Origin of the sequence: Clostridium boliviensis (assembly GCF_033342255.1) — a bacterium.
GTDB lineage: Bacteria > Bacillota > Clostridia > Lachnospirales > Lachnospiraceae > Lacrimispora > Lacrimispora boliviensis.
In genome coordinates, this window is sequence record NZ_JAWONS010000099.1 from 146556 (window position 1) to 168078 (window position 21523).

The 21523-nt window shown below is 43.2% G+C and carries 20 protein-coding genes; 12 read left to right on the forward strand and 8 right to left on the reverse strand.

The window, feature by feature from the left end; translation table 11 throughout:
• Positions 1–21: 21 nt before the first annotated feature.
• From RZO55_RS04300 to RZO55_RS04320, 5 genes are all read right to left on the reverse strand, one after another.
• Positions 22–411, reverse strand: a complete 390-nt coding sequence (locus tag RZO55_RS04300; protein ID WP_318063058.1) for a DUF6483 family protein — start codon at positions 409–411, stop codon at positions 22–24.
• A 110-nt stretch (positions 412–521) separates the two neighbouring features.
• Positions 522–2663: a methyl-accepting chemotaxis protein gene (locus RZO55_RS04305; RefSeq protein ID WP_318063059.1), complete on the reverse strand. Its 2142-nt coding sequence runs from the start codon at positions 2661–2663 to the stop codon at positions 522–524.
• Positions 2664–2850: 187 nt separating this feature from the next.
• Positions 2851–3420: a chromate transporter gene (locus RZO55_RS04310; protein ID WP_318063060.1), complete on the reverse strand. Its 570-nt coding sequence runs from the start codon at positions 3418–3420 to the stop codon at positions 2851–2853.
• Positions 3417–3983 (reverse strand): chromate transporter, encoded by a 567-nt coding sequence (locus tag RZO55_RS04315; protein ID WP_318063061.1) that lies wholly within the window; start codon positions 3981–3983, stop codon positions 3417–3419. Before RZO55_RS04315 ends, RZO55_RS04310 begins: the two co-directional genes overlap by 4 nt.
• Positions 3976–4503, reverse strand: a complete 528-nt coding sequence (locus RZO55_RS04320; RefSeq protein ID WP_318063062.1) for a hypothetical protein — start codon at positions 4501–4503, stop codon at positions 3976–3978. Before RZO55_RS04320 ends, RZO55_RS04315 begins: the two co-directional genes overlap by 8 nt.
• A 144-nt stretch (positions 4504–4647) precedes the next feature.
• Between RZO55_RS04320 and RZO55_RS04325 the strand changes: the two genes are divergently transcribed.
• The 4 genes from RZO55_RS04325 (at position 4648) to RZO55_RS04340 (ending at position 9270) form a co-directional block, all read left to right on the forward strand.
• Positions 4648–5562, forward strand: a complete 915-nt coding sequence (locus RZO55_RS04325; RefSeq protein WP_318063063.1) for a LysR family transcriptional regulator — start codon at positions 4648–4650, stop codon at positions 5560–5562.
• A gap of 214 nt (positions 5563–5776) precedes the next feature.
• On the forward strand, positions 5777–6727 hold the full coding sequence (locus tag RZO55_RS04330) for a dihydrodipicolinate synthase family protein (protein ID WP_318063065.1): 951 nt from the start codon (positions 5777–5779) through the stop codon (positions 6725–6727).
• Positions 6728–6812: 85 nt separating this feature from the next.
• Positions 6813–8123: an Nramp family divalent metal transporter gene (locus RZO55_RS04335; protein ID WP_318063066.1), complete on the forward strand. Its 1311-nt coding sequence runs from the start codon at positions 6813–6815 to the stop codon at positions 8121–8123.
• Positions 8124–8271: 148 nt separating this feature from the next.
• Positions 8272–9270 carry a LacI family DNA-binding transcriptional regulator gene (locus RZO55_RS04340; RefSeq protein WP_318063067.1) on the forward strand — a complete coding sequence of 333 codons (999 nt, stop codon included), beginning with the start codon at positions 8272–8274 and terminating at the stop codon, positions 9268–9270.
• A gap of 25 nt (positions 9271–9295) precedes the next feature.
• Here RZO55_RS04340 and RZO55_RS04345 read toward each other — a convergent pair whose 3' ends face one another.
• A complete protein-coding gene (locus RZO55_RS04345; protein ID WP_318063068.1) occupies positions 9296–10057 on the reverse strand; it encodes a prolipoprotein diacylglyceryl transferase in 762 nt (253 codons plus the stop codon).
• A 93-nt stretch (positions 10058–10150) separates the two neighbouring features.
• The gene (locus RZO55_RS04350) at positions 10151–11146 is read right to left on the reverse strand and encodes an SPL family radical SAM protein (protein WP_318063069.1); all 996 of its coding nucleotides are present in this window, start codon (positions 11144–11146) and stop codon (positions 10151–10153) included.
• A gap of 236 nt (positions 11147–11382) precedes the next feature.
• Between RZO55_RS04350 and ulaG the strand changes: the two genes are divergently transcribed.
• The 8 genes from ulaG (at position 11383) to RZO55_RS04390 (ending at position 19715) form a co-directional block, all read left to right on the forward strand.
• A complete protein-coding gene (gene ulaG / locus RZO55_RS04355) occupies positions 11383–12486 on the forward strand; it encodes an L-ascorbate 6-phosphate lactonase (protein ID WP_318063070.1) in 1104 nt (367 codons plus the stop codon).
• Between the two features lie 21 nt (positions 12487–12507).
• On the forward strand, positions 12508–12966 hold the full coding sequence (locus RZO55_RS04360; protein ID WP_318063071.1) for a PTS sugar transporter subunit IIA: 459 nt from the start codon (positions 12508–12510) through the stop codon (positions 12964–12966).
• A 16-nt stretch (positions 12967–12982) separates the two neighbouring features.
• On the forward strand, positions 12983–14461 hold the full coding sequence (gene ulaA, locus RZO55_RS04365) for a PTS ascorbate transporter subunit IIC (protein ID WP_318063072.1): 1479 nt from the start codon (positions 12983–12985) through the stop codon (positions 14459–14461).
• Positions 14462–14478: 17 nt separating this feature from the next.
• Complete coding sequence (locus RZO55_RS04370; RefSeq protein WP_318063073.1) at positions 14479–14781, forward strand: PTS sugar transporter subunit IIB; 303 nt, start codon at positions 14479–14481, stop codon at positions 14779–14781.
• Between the two features lie 96 nt (positions 14782–14877).
• Positions 14878–15639: a DeoR/GlpR family DNA-binding transcription regulator gene (locus RZO55_RS04375; RefSeq protein WP_318063074.1), complete on the forward strand. Its 762-nt coding sequence runs from the start codon at positions 14878–14880 to the stop codon at positions 15637–15639.
• Between the two features lie 63 nt (positions 15640–15702).
• Positions 15703–16548 (forward strand): L-ribulose-5-phosphate 3-epimerase, encoded by an 846-nt coding sequence (locus RZO55_RS04380; protein ID WP_318063075.1) that lies wholly within the window; start codon positions 15703–15705, stop codon positions 16546–16548.
• A 12-nt stretch (positions 16549–16560) separates the two neighbouring features.
• Positions 16561–17610, forward strand: coding sequence for a hypothetical protein (locus tag RZO55_RS04385; protein ID WP_318063076.1), 1050 nt, complete (start codon positions 16561–16563; stop codon positions 17608–17610).
• Positions 17611–17747: 137 nt separating this feature from the next.
• Complete coding sequence (locus tag RZO55_RS04390; RefSeq protein WP_318063077.1) at positions 17748–19715, forward strand: methyl-accepting chemotaxis protein; 1968 nt, start codon at positions 17748–17750, stop codon at positions 19713–19715.
• 109 nt (positions 19716–19824) lie between these two features.
• On the opposite strand, the gene RZO55_RS04395 is transcribed toward RZO55_RS04390, so the two are convergent.
• Positions 19825–21498, reverse strand: coding sequence for a S8 family peptidase (locus RZO55_RS04395; RefSeq protein WP_318063078.1), 1674 nt, complete (start codon positions 21496–21498; stop codon positions 19825–19827).
• Positions 21499–21523 lie beyond the last annotated feature (25 nt).

A 21523-nucleotide genomic window follows, 5' to 3' on the forward strand; every position in this document is an offset into this window, starting at 1 on the left:
TGTACATCGGGGGCTTTGCAGTTACATATCACTGTCTCCAAGCATTGCTTCTGCCATGCTTTCATATCCATAGAGACCTGCTACATAGCGGAGTCCGTCTGATATCTCAGATTTGGAAAAATCATGGTTGTCTAAAAAGTCGCTATCCTTATCATTTAACGTGTAATAGAACATCAAAGCCAGCTTTAAGTATTCCATATTCTCCGGTTCCAGCTCCTCTAACAGAGTATTTTCTGCGTCATTAATGGATCCGTTCTCAATCAGCTTTTTCAGTTCCTCAAATTTTTCTTTCATCTCCAGACTTTTGAAAGCCCTGTCGTCATTTTTCCCCAGCTCTATGTTAAAAATCAGCTTTAACAGCGTACTTACCATTCCGTTGTTGATCCGGGTAGCATAATCATCCGTCAGCATAATATTCTCCTATTCTGATTCTACGTTTTCTGATTCTACGTTCGTATATTTAGATTTACAGATAAGAAATACTTTATCATAACAGATTATAAAAGTAAAGAATATCAATGCTATTGCTTATCCTGATCAGTTACCAGCTGGAATTTTCCTACCAGAGATTTCAAATTCATCGCCTGTGCAGACAGTTCTTCTGAGGTAGCAGCACTTTCTTCCGAAGTTGCGGAGGTCGTCTGAACAACAGCAGAGATCTGGTCAATTCCGGTTGTGATCTGTGTAATGGCATCAGCCTGCACGTTGGAGGCTTCCGCTATTTCCGCGATTTTACCGGTGGAAATCTGTGATTTCTGAACTACCATACCAAGTGCCCTGGCAGTTTCATCGGCAATTTTTGTTCCGGTGCCAATTGCGGAGATGGCATTTTCAATCAGAGAGGTGGTATTTCTAGCCGCTTCTGCTGATTTGCCTGCCAGGTTTCGTACTTCATCAGCAACTACAGCAAATCCCTTGCCTGCAGATCCGGCCCTTGCTGCTTCCACTGCCGCGTTGAGTGCAAGAATATTCGTCTGAAACGCAATATCATCAATGGTTTTAATGATTTTGCCGATTTCATTGGAGGTATTGGCAATTTCATTCATCGCTTCCGTCATTTCGCTCATTTTCTGGTTGCTTTCGGAAATTCCTTTCCCCGCTTCCTGTGAAAGGGTGTTTGCCTCAGCTGCATTTGCTGCGTTTTGTTTTACGCGTTGGGAGATTTCCGTAATTGTCGCAGACAGTTCCTCTATGGAAGAGGCCTGCTCAGTCGCTCCCTGGCTCAGTGCCTGAGAAGCATCTGCCACCTGGGAAGCGCCAGTGGAAACCTGTTCGGAGGCCTCATCAATCTCCAGAAGTGTGCTGCTTAGATTCATGCGGATGCTGCGCATTGCCTCATAAATATAGTGGTATTCGCCGGTATATTGATCCTGGCAGCCGGAAACGGCTTTAAAGTTGCCCTGGCTCATCTCTCCAAGCAGATTATTAATGTCCTGTATAATGAGCTTTAAGTTTTCTGCCATATGGAGGAACGCTTTTGAAAGCAGTCCGATTTCATCATTGCTCTTTACTGTCAGATCAACCTCTAAGTTCCCTGCTGCAATATTCTGTGCTGCAGTGACTACCCCATCAATTGGCTTTAATGTCCGGCGTAAAAATACAGAAATTACAGTATTAATAAAAATAAGGGATAAAACGGCCAGCACGATCATAACAATCACGCTTCTTACCACATCCTTATTCAGATCACTTCTGTCAAGGCTGCTGGAAGCCCACCATGTCTGTGTTCCGCAGGTGATGGGGTAGAAATGGCTGATTACGTATGTACCATCCCCTTTTTTCATTGTAACGTGGAATTCCTTTTTAGCTTCCTGCATCTTTACGATCTTAGCATATTCTGAGGAAGGTATTAAGTCTACCAGATTTTTGGCTATATTATCACTTGATTTACTATCGTAAGCGATCATATTTCCCTGTGTATAGATATCCACATACATGGTGGGATATTTTGCATCAGAAGTTTTAATTCTGTTAAAATTGGAGACATTGATATCTGCCAGAATCACGCCGATCACTTTGTCACCATGATTGATTGGAAATGCAATGGTACTCATCATAGTACCCTTGTAATCGAAGGGATCTGTCATATAAGGGGCTTTCGTTTCTTTTGCAACACGGTAATAATCCTGATTGGAGTATTCACTGTAAGCACCAAGAGACTGGGCTGTATTGTTTTTGGCATTATCACGGTCAACATATACAGAATAATCTTTGACTGCCGGATCGAACTGTCCAGGCTCAAAAAACGCGCCCACTCCATATAAGGAATCATTGTTGTTTACCGCCGCCCAGGCTGAATTCGTAATATAGTTCTCGATTTCGTAATTGACTTCTTTCAGCTGTGCATTGTACAGCTTACTTCTCCTGTTGATGTTTTTCCAGTCACCGGCAGCTTCTTCCGTGTTATATGCGCGGTTTAAGTAATCCTGCAGATCCTTGGCAGTACCAGATGCATCATTGATAATTGATTGAACCATGAGACCATTCTGAGCAGCAATTCCTGTAAATTCGCCATTGATCGCTTTGGATATTGCATTGCTGGCAAGTATTGCGGAGATAGTAATTAATAGGGTTAAACTCATCATCAGTATGACAGCTGTGGTTAAGGAAGTCTTAGCCGCAAGCTTCATATCATTAAAATTAAATATTTTCTTGTTTTTCATCTTAATGCTCCCTCAAATTAATAAATAGTGAAAAATCTCTGACCATCAACTATTATTCGACATAATGCGACAATTTGATAATAGAATATCTAAAAAAATAGTTACTGTAATTATGAAGGATTTGAACATTAAGTTAATTATAACGTTTAAATACATAATTTGAACGTGTAAAATAAGAAAAAAGACTTCATACACCAGGCATGACAAGCTGAACTGCCATTTCAGCAATACCACACAGAACCATTACTATAATGGGATCTTTCCTTTTACGGAGAAGAAAAATGGCAACTACAAAATAGATCACTGGGCGAAGTTTCCATTGACCTGTCAAAAATGCGATGGAGCCGGAAGGAAAAATTGCAGGAAGAAGAATATCAATTCCGGCAACTGCGATCATGGATACCACGGCAGGGCGCAGACTTCCCAGAATATCCTGCATAAGACTTAAATTCCGGTACCGGTTATACGCCCAGGATAAGACGGTGACAAACAAACAGGAGGGAAGAAGACAGCCTAAAGTTGCAAAAAAAGCCCCGGGTATTCCGGCAATCTGGTTTCCAACAAAGGTCGCAGAATTAATGGCAATGGGTCCGGGTGTCATCTGGGATATGGTAATTAAATCCGTGAAATCATTGAATGTAAGCCACTGATTTTGGACGATGATCTGTTGCTTAATTAACGGCATGGCAGCATAGCCGCCTCCGAAGCTGAACGCTCCGATATTAAAAAATGCCCAGAATAGTTTGATAAAAATCATAATCTTGCCCCTCTTCTAAATTTTCGTACGATTGTTTTGCATATGCCTGCCAGTGCGGCAGCCAGAATAATGAAAATAACATTGACATGATAAAAATAAGCGGCAATAAATGAGGCAGCCATCAGGAACAGAAGCATAGGATCTTTCTCTTTTACCACATCGCTCCCCATATCGTATACGACGGATAGAATAACAGCACCAACTCCTGCTTTCATTCCGTTTAACATTGCCTGTATTAAAAGGTTTTCTTTAAATGAATTGTAAAAAAACGAAATAACGGTTAAAAGAACAAATGGCGGGATCACGGCTCCGGCAACTGCGCAGAGGATACCAGGGATCCCAGCCAGTTTATAACCAACCACTACAGCGCCGTTGACAGCAATTGCTCCGGGGGCAGACTGTGCAATGGCTACCAGGTCAAGCATCTCCTGCTGGTCGATCCAGTGAAGCTCATCAACAAATTTCTTCTTCAGCAGCGAGACAATTACATAGCCGCCTCCAAAGGTAAAGGCACTTAAATATAACGTGGATAAGAATATTTTACACAATTTTTTTTTATTCATCTGAGTGATTCTCCAATTCTGTCAGAAATTCATTGTTTTTATCTAGGTATCTGCAAAAAATAAATATTCCCATTAAAATAAATGGAGTAAATACCGGGTCTGATTCCACAAGCCACCCGCCGCCCTTTGGGTTGTGCTCCAGTCTGGCCGCTACGCAGCTGTTTTCATCCATGATGCAGTATTCCTGACAGCTCTTCATGTATAGATTATAAGGTCTGTGGTCCATGGTGAGTTTGATTTGATTAGCCGCTATCCCGCCCAGTAATAATAATTCTCTGTTGTACACAGGGCTGCCGGATAAAATGGTCTGGTTCAGGGAATCAGAAAGGATATAGAGCTGATCCCGGATTCTTTCGCTGCCCTTACAGCTTTTAATATCTGCATATAATTTAATTCTGCCGTCAGGGGAAAGAATGGTTTTCTTTACAGGATAATACGGTGGTTTTAAGCAGGCCAGCTTTGCGCCGGGTCTTCCGTTGTCGATCTGATAAAGTTTTCCTGTCTTAATTAAATATTTCATAAATATTCCTTTCCGTGCACATAGGAGTTGATAACAAGTGGAAATTTATCTGTTACAAGTATAGCACTTGCTTGTTTATAATTAAAATAGTATAATTTTATCAAAAACATATGAAAATAACTATGATGTATAGGAGGTATATTCATGTCCATTCGACACCTTCGCATATTCCTGACCGTATGTGAATGCAATAACAGTATAACCAGAGCAGCAAAAAAATTGTATATGACACAACCGTCAGTTTCTGTGGCAATCCAGGAGCTGGAAAAGTATTATGGAATAATTTTATTTGACCGCATATCCAGAAGGCTGTATCTGACTGAGGCGGGAAGACAGTTTTTAGAATATGCCCAGCGTATATTTGCTTTGCTTGATGATATGGAAAAAGGGATCAGAAACTGGGATACTATCGGGGTTTTACGCATAGGTGCAAGCATTACGATTGGTTCTCAATTTATGCCTAGCTATGTGGAAGCATTTTCTGTCATGTATCCGGAAGCCGAAGTACAGGTATTTATAGGAACATCCCATCAGTTGGAGCAGAAGATTTTAAACAATGAACTGGATTTTGCGCTGGTGGAACGTCCGGTCCGCGAAAATCCTTTGGTTGAGGAGCCATATATGGAGGACTCACTTGCTGTGATCGCCCCGGCTCGTCCACCCTATTACCCAGGCCAGATATTAAAAAAAGAGGAGTTAAGCGGCCAGAAATTTCTTTTGCGTGAACATGGGAGCGGAACCAGGGAGGTGTTTGAAGAGGTTATGGCTAAAGAGGAAATTTCCATTAAGCCAATATGGGAGGGAATGAGCACAACTGCACTGGTAAATGCAGTAATTCATGGATTGGGCATTGCAGTGGTGCCAAGGCGCATGGTATCCGGTCCACTGGAGAAAAAACTGGTTTATCTGCTGGAGATAGAAGGAATAGAATTCAAAAGATATTTCTACATTGTACATCATAAAGACAAGCTTTTAACGAGAACGTTCCAGGAGTTTATTGATTTATGCAGGTGTTATGAACTGGACTATCCACTGCCAAAATATAATGGTCTCTTCTGAAAAATCACTAATATATGCAATAATTTGCAGGAATAATTAGTTATATTTACAATGATATTTTTGAGTGATATAATCTATTTCACAATATACAAACGTTTGTATTAAAAATTAATTGTATATTATGCTCGCCTGGGCAGCAAAATGGAACCATATGCACCGCGCAATGCATGTGAAAATGAACCGATTACATTCTTACATCAAAAGGAGATCAAAAATGTCAAAAGTAAAAAATTGGAAAACAATATTCCCTGCAATCTGCGTACCTATGAACGATGACTACAGCATTAATGAGGGGGAACTCAGAAAATATGTCAGCTGGCTTGCCGGCTTTGATGAAATTGAGGGCCTTGTGTGCAATGGACATACTGGAGAGGTCACTGGCTTAACCAGACAGGAAAGAAAAAAAGTTGTGGAAATTGTGGCCGATGAGGTAGGAGACAGACTGACCATCATTTCCGGAATTAACTGTGAGAATACGGCTGAGTCCATTGAGATGGCAAAGGAAGTAAAAGAGGCAGGTGCTGACGGGATTCTGCTTATGCCTCCTCATATGTGGCTGCGTTTTGGAATGCATCCAGATGCACCCTTTAACTACATAAAAGACGTGGCAGACGGTGCGGATATTGATATTATTATTCATTTATATCCAGCCATCAGCAAGGCATTCTATCCGGTTGATACGCTGGTTAAGATGTGTAAAGAAATCGATCATGTAAAGGCGATTAAGATGGGAACCAGAGTAACGCCATTATATGAAAACGATGTCCGTGTTCTGCGCAGAGAAGCACCTTACGTATCGCTTATTACCTGTCATGATGAAAGCCTTATGTCTTCTTTGACATTCCCAGGCATGGATGGCGCATTAATTGGTTTTGCGGCATGTATCCCGGAATTGATCACCCAGGCATTCAAAGCTTATAAGGCAGGAGATTTCAAAAAAATCCATGAATATGATAACAAGATATTCCCTATCTCCAGAGCAATTTACGGCGGAGGGCAGCCTTCAGGAGAAGCTCACGCCAGAATGAAAGAAGCACTTTTCCAGAGAGGCATCTTTTCTTCCGCACTTATGCGCCGGCCGGTGCTTCCATTAACAAAAGAAGAGAAGGAACAGGTGTCAGAGGGTTTGAAAGGAAGCGGCTATACATCTAAAATAACTCTGTAAAGAGTTGACTCGGAGAAGGTGACTGTTTTGGTTCCGTTTATAAGAGGGGATATTAAACGGAACCTCTTAAAGTGGAGGTCAGTTTATGGGAGAAACGATTGGTACAGCAGCAGGATCATCAGATGCAGCGTTTGACAGCTCAGCAGTAGAAACTCTGCCATTTCTTAAGTTAGTGAAAAGAATCGGTCCGGGACTGGTTCTTACGGGAATTGTATTAGGTCCGGGTGCCATTACAACTGCAGCTATGCTGGGGGCAAGATATGGTTATGGGATAATATGGCTGTTTATTCCCATTCTGTTTATGGGGGTTACTTTTTTACTTACCAACTATCGGATTGCATTGCTTACCGGAAAGCCAATTATCCATGCGATCCGGCATTACTACGGAGGAGGGGCAGCAGCCTTTGTAGGAGTCGCGTCCTTTTTATCATGTATGTTTTTCACAATGGGAAATATATCAGGGTCAGGATCAGGCATGAATCTGATTTTTGGTATAAACTGGAAATTAGGTGCAATTATTATGATTACTGTCACTATATTCTGTTACCTGACAAAAGGCGTTTATTCCAAAGTGGAAAAAGGCATTACCATCTGTATTATCGGTATGATAATTGCTTACTATGCAACGCTGGTAACTGCAGGAGGACCATCCTGGGGAGAGTTTGGGAGCGGACTTATTCATTGGTCATTTCCAGCAGGCAGCCTTGCAGCTGCTCTGGGGTTTATCAGCACCAGTGCATCTGTTACCACAGGTTTATATGGAACGTATCTTGGGAAAGAAAAGAAATGGGACAAAGAGGATTTGTTTAATGGCGCTATGATGGTTGATTCAATTACTCATATTGCAGGGGTTATCCTTATAAGCGGAGCTGTTATGCTGGTTGGTGTAATTGTACTGCATCCGGCAGGAATTATAATTAAAAATCCGGCTGAATTAGGAGAGATGATGGTACCGCTTCTGGGTAAAGCAGCTTATACAGTCATGGGGATTGCACTTCTTGCGGCGGCATTTTCCTCACTACTGGGAAACACCCACCGTACAGTTGTTTTACTGAATGCAGGTTTTGATAAACCGACGAATCTGGATCACAAAAGTATAAAAATTGGTTCTATGGTTGTACTTGCAATTGCTGCGGTTATTTGCTTTTCTTATAATGGATCACCGACTCAGCTGATTTTATTTGCCAATATCATGACAGCTGTGGCGACTCCGGTATCAGGATTCTTTGTATGTATGCTGATCTGGAATAAGGATGTGAATAAAGGGGTAAAGCAACCAAAAATATTAGGGATATGCATGATAATCAGCTATCTGTTTTGTCTGGTTCTGACTGTTTCAGCTCTTAAAACAGTCATTCCAAAGTTCGCTGATTCCATTATGAAATTATTTACATGATTTGTAGAATCATTTTAAAAGTCTTCAGAGGGCAGTATTGCCTCTGAGGACTTTTTATTACAAAACAATCTGACTGGTTGACAGGAATCTTCTGTGTGGTATAAAAGAATAGAAGGCAATTGATTATATATGGAAAGAAGATGATTTATTGGCAACATTAAAAGATGTAGCAAGGCTGGCAAATGTAGACGTAAGCACGGTATCAAGAGCTCTGAACAATACTTCATACGTACACCCCGAGACGAAGAAAAAAATTTATGCTGCAGTAGAACAGTTAAGCTATAAACCTAATCTACTGGCAAAGGGGCTGAGGCAGGGAAAAAGACATACGATAGGTGTTGTTATCCCTGAAATCAATTTTTCCATATTTGGTGAAATGGTACAGGGTATAGAAATGCAGGCAAGAAAAATGGGGTACAGCATCATTATATGCAACACAAAAGATAAGCAGGATGCGGAAGAAGAATGCTTAAGCAGACTGAGAAACGGGCTGGTAGACGGAATATTAATTGCTGCAACCGGACAGAACGGCAGGCTTTTGAGAGATATAAAAAGCAGCGGAATTTCTGTGATGCAGATAGTAAGAAATCAGGACAGCTTACTCAGCAGTGTTGTGGCAGATTATTATGCCTGCGGTTATGAAGCGGTTAAATACCTGTATGGTAAGGGGTGCAGGCATATTGGGTTTATTAATGGATCAATGGAAATAATCCCTTATAAAGAGCGGTACAAGGGATACCGAAAAGCCATTCGGGAGCTTTCTGCAGAAGAATATGTTGCTTGTACTGCGTACTCGCAAAGAGATTATTTTAAAGGTGGTTATAATGGAATCCTGGAGCTGATAGAGAATGGGGATGAACTGGACGGTCTTATGGTAGCTGTGGATATGCAGGGGCTTGGCGCGATCAGAGCGTTAAAGGAGCGGGGAATAAAAGTTCCTGAGGAGATCAAGGTCATCAGTCTGACCGGACACTCCATCGGAGGGATGCTAGAGACTGCAATGATTTCCATGGAGGTTCCGGCAAAAGAGATGGGAGAAGAGGTGACAAAGATGATTATCTCTGATATTGAATCGGAACCGGATAAAAAAAACAGCCCGTTTCATAAGGTATTTGAAGCTTCGCTCATAGAGAGGGAAACGACTTAGACCTTTAAACGGGCCAATGGATAAATTATTGGAGTTCGTTCTTTTTCTTTCCTGATTTCCATAAAAGAATGAACCCTGCAAAAGCTACAAACAGCGAGATGAACTGGGAGGTGGATAAGCTTCCCACAGATCCTCTTATTAAATCGCCTCTGTAAAATTCAATAACAAACCGACCCAGGCTGTAAAAGATCAGATAGAAAGCACTGATTCTTCCTGCAGGCGGATTCTTCCGTGCCAGAATCAGAAGAACGAAGAAGTTGACGAAATCAAAGACACTGGATACAATCTGCGTAGGAAGCAGGGGGATTCCATTAGGAGCAAACTGGGATCGGCTGAAAGTAATGGAGAATGGACCGGAGGTTTCCCGTCCATAACAGCATCCGGCAAGGAGACAGCCGATTCGGCCAAAGCCCTGTGCAAGGGCAATGGATGGGACTACCAGATCCAGATAGCGGATTGCACTGATTTTTTTAATCCTGCAGTAAACAAATCCGGCGGCAATTCCACCAATAATTCCTCCATATACCACAAATCCGGCGGAGATATCAAGTAAAAGTCTGGGGTTTCTTCTGATATCGTCAAAGATAGTGATATAATAAAGCAGTTTGGCGCAGACCAGACCGCCTCCGGCTCCTAAAATAAGCAGATAGAATAAATGATCCGGTTCAAGTCCTGCCTTTTTGGCACGGTATTCGGCAGTAAAATATGCGGCAGCAATTCCAATTCCAATCATCAGACCATATCCGTGGACCGTTAAGCTGCCGATAGAGAACAAATCGTTATGCATGGTTATCTTCCTTCTTTTATCTTTAGAATAAAAACGAAATCATTATATCACATCTTATACTGCATTGCAAAAAAAGCAGTAAGATTTCTGTTTTCAGACTATATACAAAATGGTCATCTCTTTTAATTTCTCATTCAGCTGCTGTCTTAAATACAGTTCACCTTCTTCTCTTAAATCATTTTTGTAACAGTATTTTCCCCTGCCTCTTCCAGTCATCAGTTCTTTGTCATACAACTGGTCCGCATCCGGAAATGCCTCGCTGTTTATGGCATTATGGACATAGCTGTAGGTCATAAAAATAACTTCAATCAGGGCAGTTCTTTTCACTTTTTCACTTAGCTGCATGGATAGTATTGAAATCAGTTCAGAATAAAGCTGCTTCCAGTCTTCCGTTAATATTACAGGTGCGATAAGAATTCCCACCCGGTAACCGGCATCACACATCTTGTTTAACGCGGTAATTCTGGCGTTTAATCCGGAAGTACCTGGTTCAAATCTGGTTATTATGGATTGTGGATTTACGCTCATGCGCATAATGATACGCCCCCCGTGGTTGAGAGACAAGAGAGGATCCACCTGATTAAATTTGGTTGGAAATGTTAAAAAGCCTTTATTTGTTTTTCCAAACTGTTCAATGGTCCATGATAAATTACCGGTAATGGTGTTTTCCAGGACCAGATCGCTGTTGCTTCCGATTTCATAAGTATAATCCCGGACTGATTTCCCCTGATGGGTGATGATTTTATTCAACATCTGTTCCCGGTTTACAAACAGGCGCAAATAAGCACATTTGTTATAGTTGCACACCAGATAACAGTAGTGGCACATGGCGGTGCAGCCTGAAGAAGTATAAGGGACAAGAAAGTCAGATACTTTGTGGTTGGGAACATAGTGATGCGTTTTTCTGACTCCTATTACCAACAAACGCTTCAATGAGGGAAAATCCTTGTTGGGGCGTGTGCGCAGCTCGTCTATTTTGTTATGGCTTTCTATGGGTATCCATGGAATATCTTTATATTTCTCTTTTAACAATCCGCCAAGTTCATAGTTAAGAGAATCTGGTTCATAATAAATTTTATCCGGAATCATGCTGATTTACCTCCTGTTTCAAATTAGTATGCGGAGAATGGAAGATGATAACCCATGTAAATATGCACAAAAAAACGACCAAAATCTGTAGGATATTACAAAAATATGATAATGAACATATAAAACAAAAACGAACATATATGGCTATTGAAAATCCATATTAATCATGTTAATATGGCATTACAGAAACAAAACGAACATAAAAAACAGGCATTAAGATCAAAGGAGAAGTAAGTATGAGCAAGGTGAGCGAAACGACCAGAGAATCATGGATCATGAACACGTTTCCGGAGTGGGGAACCTGGCTGAATGAAGAGATTGAAAGTGAGGAAGTAAAACCCGGCACTGTGGCAATGTGGTGGTTAGGCTGTACCGGAATCTGGTTTAAAACTCCGGGTGGATGCAATTTAACCATCGATTTATGGTGCGGCAACGGAAAGCGGACCCATGGAGACGGTAAGATGGCGGCGGGACATCAGATGGCCAATATGTGCGGTGCCAGAAAAATGCAGCCCAACTTAAGAGCTGTACCCTTTGTCATTGACCCATTTGCCATCCGAAAGGTGGATGGAGTTTTAGCAACACATTACCACCAGGATCATATGAGCGCAGAATATGCAGCTCACGTGATTCAAAGCGGCATGACGACAACCGATGATAAGGGAAATGAAATCCCGGTCCCGTTTATCGGTCCTCTGAAATCAGTGGAGACCTGGATTAAATGGGGCGTTCCGAAAGAACGGTGCAAAGTTGTGCGTCCCGGCGACACCATTAAGATTAAGGATGTGGAGATCGTAGTCCTTGATTCCTTTGACAGAACCTGCCTTGTAACAACGGATTCCACAGGTGAAGACAGAGAAGAGCTGACTGGAGTCTGTCCTGTTGATATGGATGACAAGGCAGTCAATTACTTAATTAAAACTCCGGGAGGAAACATCTATCACAGCGGTGATTCCCATTATTCCATTTATTTTGCAAAGCATGGCAAAGATCATAAGGTGGATGTCGCTTTTGGCTCCTATGGTGAGAATCCAGTGGGAATGGCAGATAAGATGACTTCCTGCGATGTGCTTAGAATGGCGGAGGCTTTAAAGTGTGATGTGGTGATACCCATTCATTACGATGTATGGAGCAACTTTATGGCAGATGTCAATGAGATAAGGGTGCTTTATGACATGAAAAAGGACCGATTGGATTACCGTTTTCACCCATTCTTCTGGGAAGTAGGCGGAAAATACATTTACCCGGCAGACAGGGAGAAAAAGGCTTATCATCACCCCAGAGGTTTTGAAGACTGCTTTGAAGCTCCGCAGAACATACCATTTCGGTCCTGCCTGTAGGCGATTGGGGAGGGGGCAGTCATGCTGTTAAAAGAATTTGTAGAACTGGGGCATTATAAATTTGCTGAGGAAGCCGCAGACTGGGAGGAGGCGGTCCGGATGAGCTGTGAAACCTTAGAAGCGGACGGAACAGTGGAGGCAGATTATAAGGAGGAGATTATCGAATGTATCAGAAAGTATGGACCTTATATTATTATCATGCCTGATGTTGCCATGCCGCATTCGCAGGAAGGTGCAAAAGGGGTGCACAAGACTGCTATCGGTTTTATGAAGCTGAATAAGCCGGTCAGCTTTGATCCAGGTGATAAGGAAAAGGATGCCAGACTGTTCTTTACGCTGGCTTCCTGTGATCCGAAACAGCATCTGGAAAATATGTCAAGGCTGTCGGAATTGTTGATGAATGAAGGGGCGGTGGAAGCACTTTTAAGTGCCGGTACACCGGAAGACTTGTTAAGGATCCAGAGAAAATATCTGGATTAAAATGGGGAGGTTTCTTATGGATATTTTATTAAAAATCTGGTCGTATTTTGCAGTTAATGTATTACAGCAGCCGGCATTTATGATTGGCCTGATCGTTATGATCGGTTATGTGCTGTTAGGAAAGCCCTGGTATGATGTTCTTGCAGGAGTGATTAAAGCTATCGTTGGATACTTGATTCTGACCGTTGGTTCAGGCGGTCTGGTCAGCAATTTCCGCCCGGTACTTGTAGGTTTAAAAGACCGTTTCAATATGAATGCCATGGTAATTGATCCCTACTTTGGACAGAATGCGGTAACAGCTGGTGTGGAAGAGGTGTTTGGCAAGGTATTTGGTAATGCCATGATTTTACTTTTAATCGCATTTATCGTAAACATCCTCCTGGTCCGATTCAGCAGGGTGACAAAGTTAAGAGCACTGTTTACTACCGGCCATGTTCAGGTACAGCAGGCAGCAACTGCTTACTGGCTGATCCTATTTGCCTGTCCGTTCTTATTAAACAATAATGCCTCCCTTCTGGTGGTGATGGCACTGATACTGGGAGCGTACTGGGCGGTTGGATCTAACCTTACCATTAAGCCCTGTCAGGAACTGACGGATGGTGCAGGTTTTTGTCTGGCCCATCAGCAGATGTTTGGAATTGCGATTAACACCTGGCTGGCAGAGAAGCTGTTTGGTAAAAAGAAGAACGGAAAAGAAGTGAGAAAGATTGACGAGATCGAGCTTCCTGGTTTTATGTCTATCTTTAATGAAAACATGGTATGTACCTCCATTTTGATGATCGTTTTCTTCGGAGCTATCCTCTGCATTTTGGGGAAAGACTATCTGGTGGAACAAAAGTTCATGAAAGAAGGAGCCAGCATGTTCTTTTATGTGATCCAGACCTGTCTTTATTTCTCTGTTTACTTAGCAATCCTTCAGCTGGGCGTAAGAACCTTTGTTACCGAACTGACTGCTTCCTTCCAGGGAATCGCAGATAAACTTCTTCCCGGCTCCCTTCCTGGAGTTGATTGTGCAGTTGTATTCGGATTTGGTTCTGCCAATGCCGTACCTCTTGGTTTCCTCGCAGGCTTTGCAGGTCAGATTCTTGCAATTGTGGCACTGATTTTACTAAAGAGTCCTGTGCTTGTTATCTGCGGTTTCGTTCCTGTATTTTTTGATAATGCAACCATCGCTGTATTTGCCAATGAAAAAGGCGGAATCAAGGCAGCTCTCATCTTGCCGTTCTTTTCCGGCATCTGCCAGGTATTCGGATCTGCAATCATCGCAGGCTGGGTTGGCATGGCAGCTTACGGCGGGTATTTAGGAATGTGGGACTGGGCGGTTGTATGGCCGGTCATGACTGCAGTCATGAAGTTCTTAAGCTATGCCGGAGTGGTGATCGTGGTAGCTGTTTTGCTTGCTATTCCCCAGATCCAGTACCGCAGGGACAAAAAAGGTTATTTCTTAATTACAGAAAATTACGAAGCTTATAAGGAATTAAAGGGAATTAAATAAAAGTCAGGAGAATGATTATGTCAAAAGAAAATATGAGTTTTATGGTATGCTGCGCCAATGGGGCCGGCTCCAGTCTGATGATGAAAATGACGATGCAGAAGGTACTTGATAAGGCGGGAATTAAGCCGTCAAAGGTTCATCACTGCGCCTTATCGGAAGGGAAAACTGCAGCTGCCCAGTATGATGTTGTCTTTTGCGCACAGAACTTCGCCGGCATGTTTCAGAGTGCCAAAGAAAAAGGAACCCTGGTGATTGGTCTGAGAAATATCATGTCTCCACAGGAGATGGAACAAAAAATGAAGGAAAATGGAATTCTTTAATTTCAATCAAAACGAACATAAAACAAGTGACACAGGCATCTGAACAGGCTATAATGAGGATAAAGAATCATATCTTTATAAGTTGAGAGGGAAAAAATGAAAAAGGACAGAGCTTGTGTTGAAAACAGAAGGAACCGCATCCTGGAAATCATGGAGAAAAACCCCAGGGTGCGGGTGGATGAACTGGCGGAAGCGTTAGAGGTTTCTCTTATCACCATACGCAGAGATTTACAGTATCTGGAAGATAAGAAACTTTTGGTACGAACCCACGGGGGAGCCGTCGCTTCCAACAGTCCCGCAGATGAAGTATCCTTATACAGGAGACTGATTGCTGAATTTGCTGCTAAATTTGTGTCAGATAATGATACGCTTTTCATCAATACCAGCAGCAATGCATTAAAAATACTGGAACACATTACCTGTTCTAATGTAACCGTTATAACTAATAATGGAAAAGCCATTCACTGTGAGCATTCCCAGGAAGTTAATGTGGTGCTGACAGGCGGTGAACTGCGCTATCCCAAAGAGGCTATGGTGGGGGATTTTGCGCTTCGAAACTTACAGACAATTTATGCAAAAAAAGCATTCATTGGCTGCTCCGGAATCAGCGGGGAAAACGGCATGACAACGGAGATTTTTAATGAGGTCAGCATCAACGAAATGATGGTGGGACATGCAACTCAGGATGTGTACGTCCTGGCTGACCATACAAAGATCGGAAAAAACAGCAGCTTTGTAAGCTGTCCTATTGAAAAAATTAAATATTTAATTACCGACGAAAAAGCACCTTTGGAAGCTTTAGATTTAATCAGGGAAAAAGGGGTGGAAGTTTTTGTGGTCCGCCGGTCGGATTTATGAATCAATCATAGTGGAACAATGCCCGGGCTTCCATGTTGATTGCATCGTTTGGAGGCAAATTTTATGGAAAAGGCATATACCCTTGGATTATATGAGAAATCCATGCCTGCAGGGCTTGGATGGAAAGAAAAGCTGGAAGCGGCAAAAACTGCCGGTTACGATTTTGTGGAAATCAGCATTGATGAAACCGAAGAGAAATTAAACCGCTTATGCATGTCACAGGCGGAACGGCTGGAACTGATCAGTATGATGAAGATTGTGGGGCTGCCTATCCGCACCATGTGCTTAAGCGGCCACCGCAAATACCCCCTTGGAAGCCATGATCCGGCTGTAAGGGAAAAAGGGATGGATATAATGAAGAAAGCAATCCAGCTGGCAGACGATCTGGGGGTCAGGATCATCCAGCTGGCAGGCTATGATGTATATTATGAGGATTCCAGTGAAATAACCAGACAGTATTTTCTGGAAAATTTAAAAATAGCAACAGAGATTGCAGCACGCGCCGGTGTTGTACTGGGATTTGAAACCATGGAAACGGAATTTATGAATACTGTGGAAAAATCCATGGAATATGTAAAGCTGGTAGCATCAACGTACTTAAATGTCTATCCGGATATCGGAAATATAACAAACGCTGCTAAAACATACGGTATTAACGCATTGGATGACTTACGTGCAGGAAAAGGTCATCTGGTTGCCATGCACTTAAAGGAAACCGTTCCCGGAAAGTTCCGTGAGATACCCTTTGGAACGGGGCATGTGGATTTTGAAAGCGCAATTAAAACAGCATGGGAGCTGGGTATACGAAAATACGTGACGGAATTCTGGTATAGTGGGAATTCCCAGTGGATGCTTGATCTTTACGATGCCAACAAACGGATGACGGAGATACTGGATAAACAGTGCTGAAAGGAGATTGGGATGAGAGCGGAGAAAAAGGTGGTGGGGCATCTGACAAAATGTTATTCAGTTGCTCCGCTTTTTTATAAAGGAAACGATTATTTTCTGGCAGCGGCAGAAAAAGAAGATCCCTGCCTGCTGTTTGATATGGATGGCAATAAAGTGGAAACGGTCTGGGAAGGACCTGGCGGTACTATGTCCATGGTACAGGTACCGGATACAAACGGCCAGTTTCTGGCTACGCAGAAATTTTATTCTCCCAATGATTCCAAAGAGGCAAAAATTGTCCTGGTAACTCCCGATGAAGCGGGAAACTGGCAGGTTAAGACCATAGCAGTGCTTCCTCATATACACCGCTTTGACCTGTTAACAAGAGGGAAAACCCGGTATCTTATTGCCTGCACCTTAAAATCCGGTCATGAGTATAAGGAAGACTGGTCAAGTCCCGGTAAGGTTTATGCCGCAGTGCTTCCAGAAGATCTTTCCGGACTTTGTGAAAAAAATCCGTTACAGCTTGAAGTCATACAGGAGGGAATGCTTAAAAATCATGGCTATTACAGGGTGGAAGAAAATGGGATGGATACAGGGCTGATTTCCTTTGAAGGAGGAGTCTGCCAGTTTATACCGCCAGCAGGGCAGGGAGAGCCGTGGGAAGTGCGCATGCTTCTTGACACACCTGCCAGTGATGCGGTATTGGTGGATTTTGATCAGGATGGGGAAAGGGAGCTTGCAGTTTTATCTCCGTTTCATGGTGAATGCATCTCTATCTACAAAAATTACGGGGGCAGTTATCGGAAAGTATATGAATATGAGAAGCCGGCGGAATTTTCCCATGCTATATATGGCGGCAGCTTATGCGGGCGGCCGGCTCTGGTGGTGGGTCACAGACAGGGAAACCGGAATCTCATCTGCTTTACCTGGAACAAAGAAAAGCAGACGTATCAGTGGGAGGTTTTTGATCAGGACTGCGGACCGGCCAATGTCCTGCATATAAGAAGAAATGGGCAAGACTGGTTAATCAGCACAAACCGGGAGATAGATGAAATCGCCATGTACCGTATTACACCATAAGTGAACATATATATTCCCTGGAATGACTGCGTTTCGAAAAGAGAAATGGACAATGATACCTTTGTGAAGTATACTGATAGTAAGTTAATAAGCAGATTTAAGAATAACTTCTGCTGAATTACAAAGGAGGAATTGTTATGAAGAGCATAAAAGCTAAGATATTTTTATATATGGCTTGCACTGTTTTTTTCTCTCTTGCCGCATTAGGCGGTATCAGTATCTTTTTAAATTATTTCAGTATGACGGCGACCATGGACCAGTCCATGACGGAGCTGGCAGTGACTGCTTCCCAGCGTGTTGAAAAGGAACTGGATATTTATAAAAACCTGGCTTATGAGGCAGGGAGCATTGCCAGACTGGCAAATTCTGAGACAAGCATTGATGAGAAAAAATCCATTATTGACCAGAGAGCCCAGACACACGATTTCCAGAGAGGGAATATTATTGGCGTCGACGGCGTCAGTATTTTTGATGGTAAGGATTATTCAGACAGAGATTATTTTAAACGCTCCATTAAAGGTGAGATGGCGGTATCAGAGCCTTTAATCAGTAAGATTACAGGACAGATGACGATCATCATATCGGCTCCTCTGTGGGAGAAGGGAATACCCGGAACGAAAGTGGTGGGAGTGGTTTATTTTGTTCCCAGGGAGACCTTTTTAAATGATATCACCGCTTCCATACAGGTCAGCAAACATTCTAACGCCTATCTCCTCAATCAGTCCGGTAAGGTGATTGCAGATCCTGATATGAAAAAAGTCTCTGATGGCATAAATGTCCAGGAGAATGCGGCAAAGGACCCCGGGCTGGCGGGGCTTGCAGCAGTGGAAGCCAGGATGACACAGGGGAAAAGCGGATTCGACCGTTATAAAAGTGATGGAAAAGAGATGTTTGTTTCCTATGCTCCTGTTGCGGGAACCGATGGCTGGAGCCTGGGAATCAGTGCCCCCATGGGAGATTTTATGGGATCGACCAAAACTGCCAGCGCTGTTACTGTGGTACTAATCGCAGTATTTCTTGGAATTGCAGCAGTGGTATCAGCGGTTCTGGCCGGAAGGATAGGAGGCCCCATTACTGTATGCGCTGACCGGTTAAAGCTTCTGGCAGAGGGAGATCTGGAGTCCCCTGTATCAGATATTAAAAACAAAGACGAAACGGGGATACTGGCTGATGCCACACGGGATCTTGTCCGTAAACTGGGTTTAATAATCGGAGATGTGGATTACCTTCTTCATGAGATGGCAGGAGGTAACTTAACTGTAAGCAGCACTTGTGATTATGCGTATGCAGGCGGTTTTCAGGGAATCCATGAGTCGATGCACCAGTTAAAAACCCAGCTTGGGGATACTCTTACTGATATCAGCCGTTCTTCCGGGGAAGTCGCAGCAGGAGCGGATCAGGTATCTGCAGGAGCCCAGGCACTTTCCCAGGGAGCTACAGAGCAGGCGGGCTCGATACAGGAACTGGCTGCTGCAATAGGAGGAATTTCATTGCAGGTAGAGGGAAATGCGAAACATGCTAAGGAGGCCAGTCTGCAGGCAGAGGAAACTGCGCAGGAACTGAAGAATGGTAACGCTCAGATGAATAAGATGACAAAAGCCATGGAAGAGATTTCACAGGCATCGGGTGAGATTGGAAAAATAATTAAAACAATTGAGGACATCGCATTTCAGACCAATATTCTGGCACTGAATGCCGCGGTGGAGGCTGCACGGGCAGGGGAAGCGGGAAAAGGCTTCGCAGTCGTAGCAGATGAAGTGCGCAATCTTGCTTCTAAAAGTGCGGAGGCATCTAAAAATACCTCTGTTCTGATAACTAATTCCGATCAGTCCGTGGAACAGGGTACGCGTATTGCGGCGGAGACAAAAGAATTGCTGGACCGCATTGCTGCTTCCTCTGAAAGAACCGTAACGCTGATCAATGAGATATCCAAAGCATCCGGAGAACAGGCACTTTCCATAAGCCAGGTCAATGAGGGTATAGACCAGATTTCAAGTGTGGTTCAGACAAATTCGGCAACAGCGGAAGAAAGTGCGGCAACCAGTGAAGAACTTTCCGGACAGGCTCAGATTCTAAAGGACTTAATCGACCGGTTTCGACTGTAATCGAGTTAATAAAAATTCCCTTTTTAGATGAAATAAAGAAATAAGCAGGCACCGGTAAAACCTGATATCAGGGAACTGGGTGCCTGCTTTTCTATAATACAAAAGAAGATCAGAGATTTGTAAGCCGTTCAAATAAGTTATTCACGTTGATGGTACCATATCCCCATACATTATTGGGGTAGACATCCGAAGTGCTTCTTTGTGCTCCCCGGATGAGCAGCCGGTTGACGTCATATCCGGTCAGAGTGGTATAATTTCTTCTTGTTATGCCCCATTCAAGCACCATTGCTATGATTCCTGCAGAATGTGCACTGGCTGCTCCGGTGCCGGTTGCAGTTCCATACTGATTACCGGGAACGGCGCATGGAATCTGATAGCCAGGAGCTGCGATATCCGGTTTTACCAGTCCGGTTCTTGTATAGCCCCTGCTGGACTCAGGAAGAATGCTGTCCGTAAACTGATTATAGGCAGTGACTGTCAGCTGGCTGACGCCATTTCCCGGAGATGTGATGGTGGTATCCGGATTAGGAACCAAAAAAAACGTATTATCAGAGATGAGGTTCCCGTTTGGAAGCCAGCAGTGAAAAGAAAATGGTTCGTCTTCAAGGCTCTGGGCACGGAAATACCAAACACCGGGCTGGGGATTGAGAAAACGGATCAGGATAAGCTGATCCCCGGTTTCTTCCTCGAATATAATATTGTTCACCCAGACAACGCTCTGGGTAAATATGAAGTTGAACCTACGGCAATCTGCAATAGAAGGATAAATACGCTGGGTGGATTCTCTGTTTGGGGTAGAAATATCAATGGAAATCCTTTCCGGAGCATAGGGCCAGATTTCCATCCAGAATTCTTTGTCATCTTCCCCAATTCTCAGTTCAAAATCATTGTAAAAGGGGATAACAGAGGTACTGTTAAAATAGTGCCTCTGTTTATTTCCTTCATTTCCGGCAGACACGGAAATGCCGACTCCGGGAAGCTGTACGAGATAGGTTAAATAACTGCTTAATACCCCCTTGCCGTCATGGCTTCCCTGGCTTGTGCCGAGTGCAATGCAGATGACGAGGGGGAGACTGAGTTTCTGTGCAGTTAAAAGAAGATACCTGATGCCCAGTATGATATCAGACTCCTGGAAGCAGTAGGCATCTTCGGGGATTAAAAAAATGTTTTTTAAGTTATTCTTAGCCTCTTTTAATTTCACAATAATAATCTGGGAACTGGGTACTATGCCAGTAAAAGTCTGATCTGCAGTATAGCTTCCGGCTGCAATGCTTGCCATGGCAGTTCCGTGTCCATTGGTATCCACTGTCGGAACAATGGAAAGAGGATCCTCTGATGATAAAGCCAGATTAATGGTTTCGCTGTTATATTCGCTGCCAAAGGTAAAACCCTCCGGAATGGTACCTGTCTGCACGGTCTGATCCCATATGGATACAATACGGGTGGTTCCGTCAGCGTTTCGGAAAGCGTTATGCAGATAATCGATTCCGGTATCCACAAACCCCATTAAGACACCCTGACCGTTCAGGTTTAAAAATGGATTTCTCTGTACCGTCCCAATGCCTGATTTTTCTATACTGATGGTGGATTCAGGGGTATACAGGGAGGGAAAGGTACTATAGGGGCGGACCCCTAAATCACAAGGCTCTGCTTCCGCCGTTGGGATATGAAGCAGGGAGCTGCGTTCTGTTAACAGAGTGATATTATCTCCTGTATCGTAGGAGGGGACTGATATAGTATTAATAATCAGGTCGTAATAGTCATTGTCCAGTATTTTAAGCAAAATCAGACCTCCTTATGCAGAATTA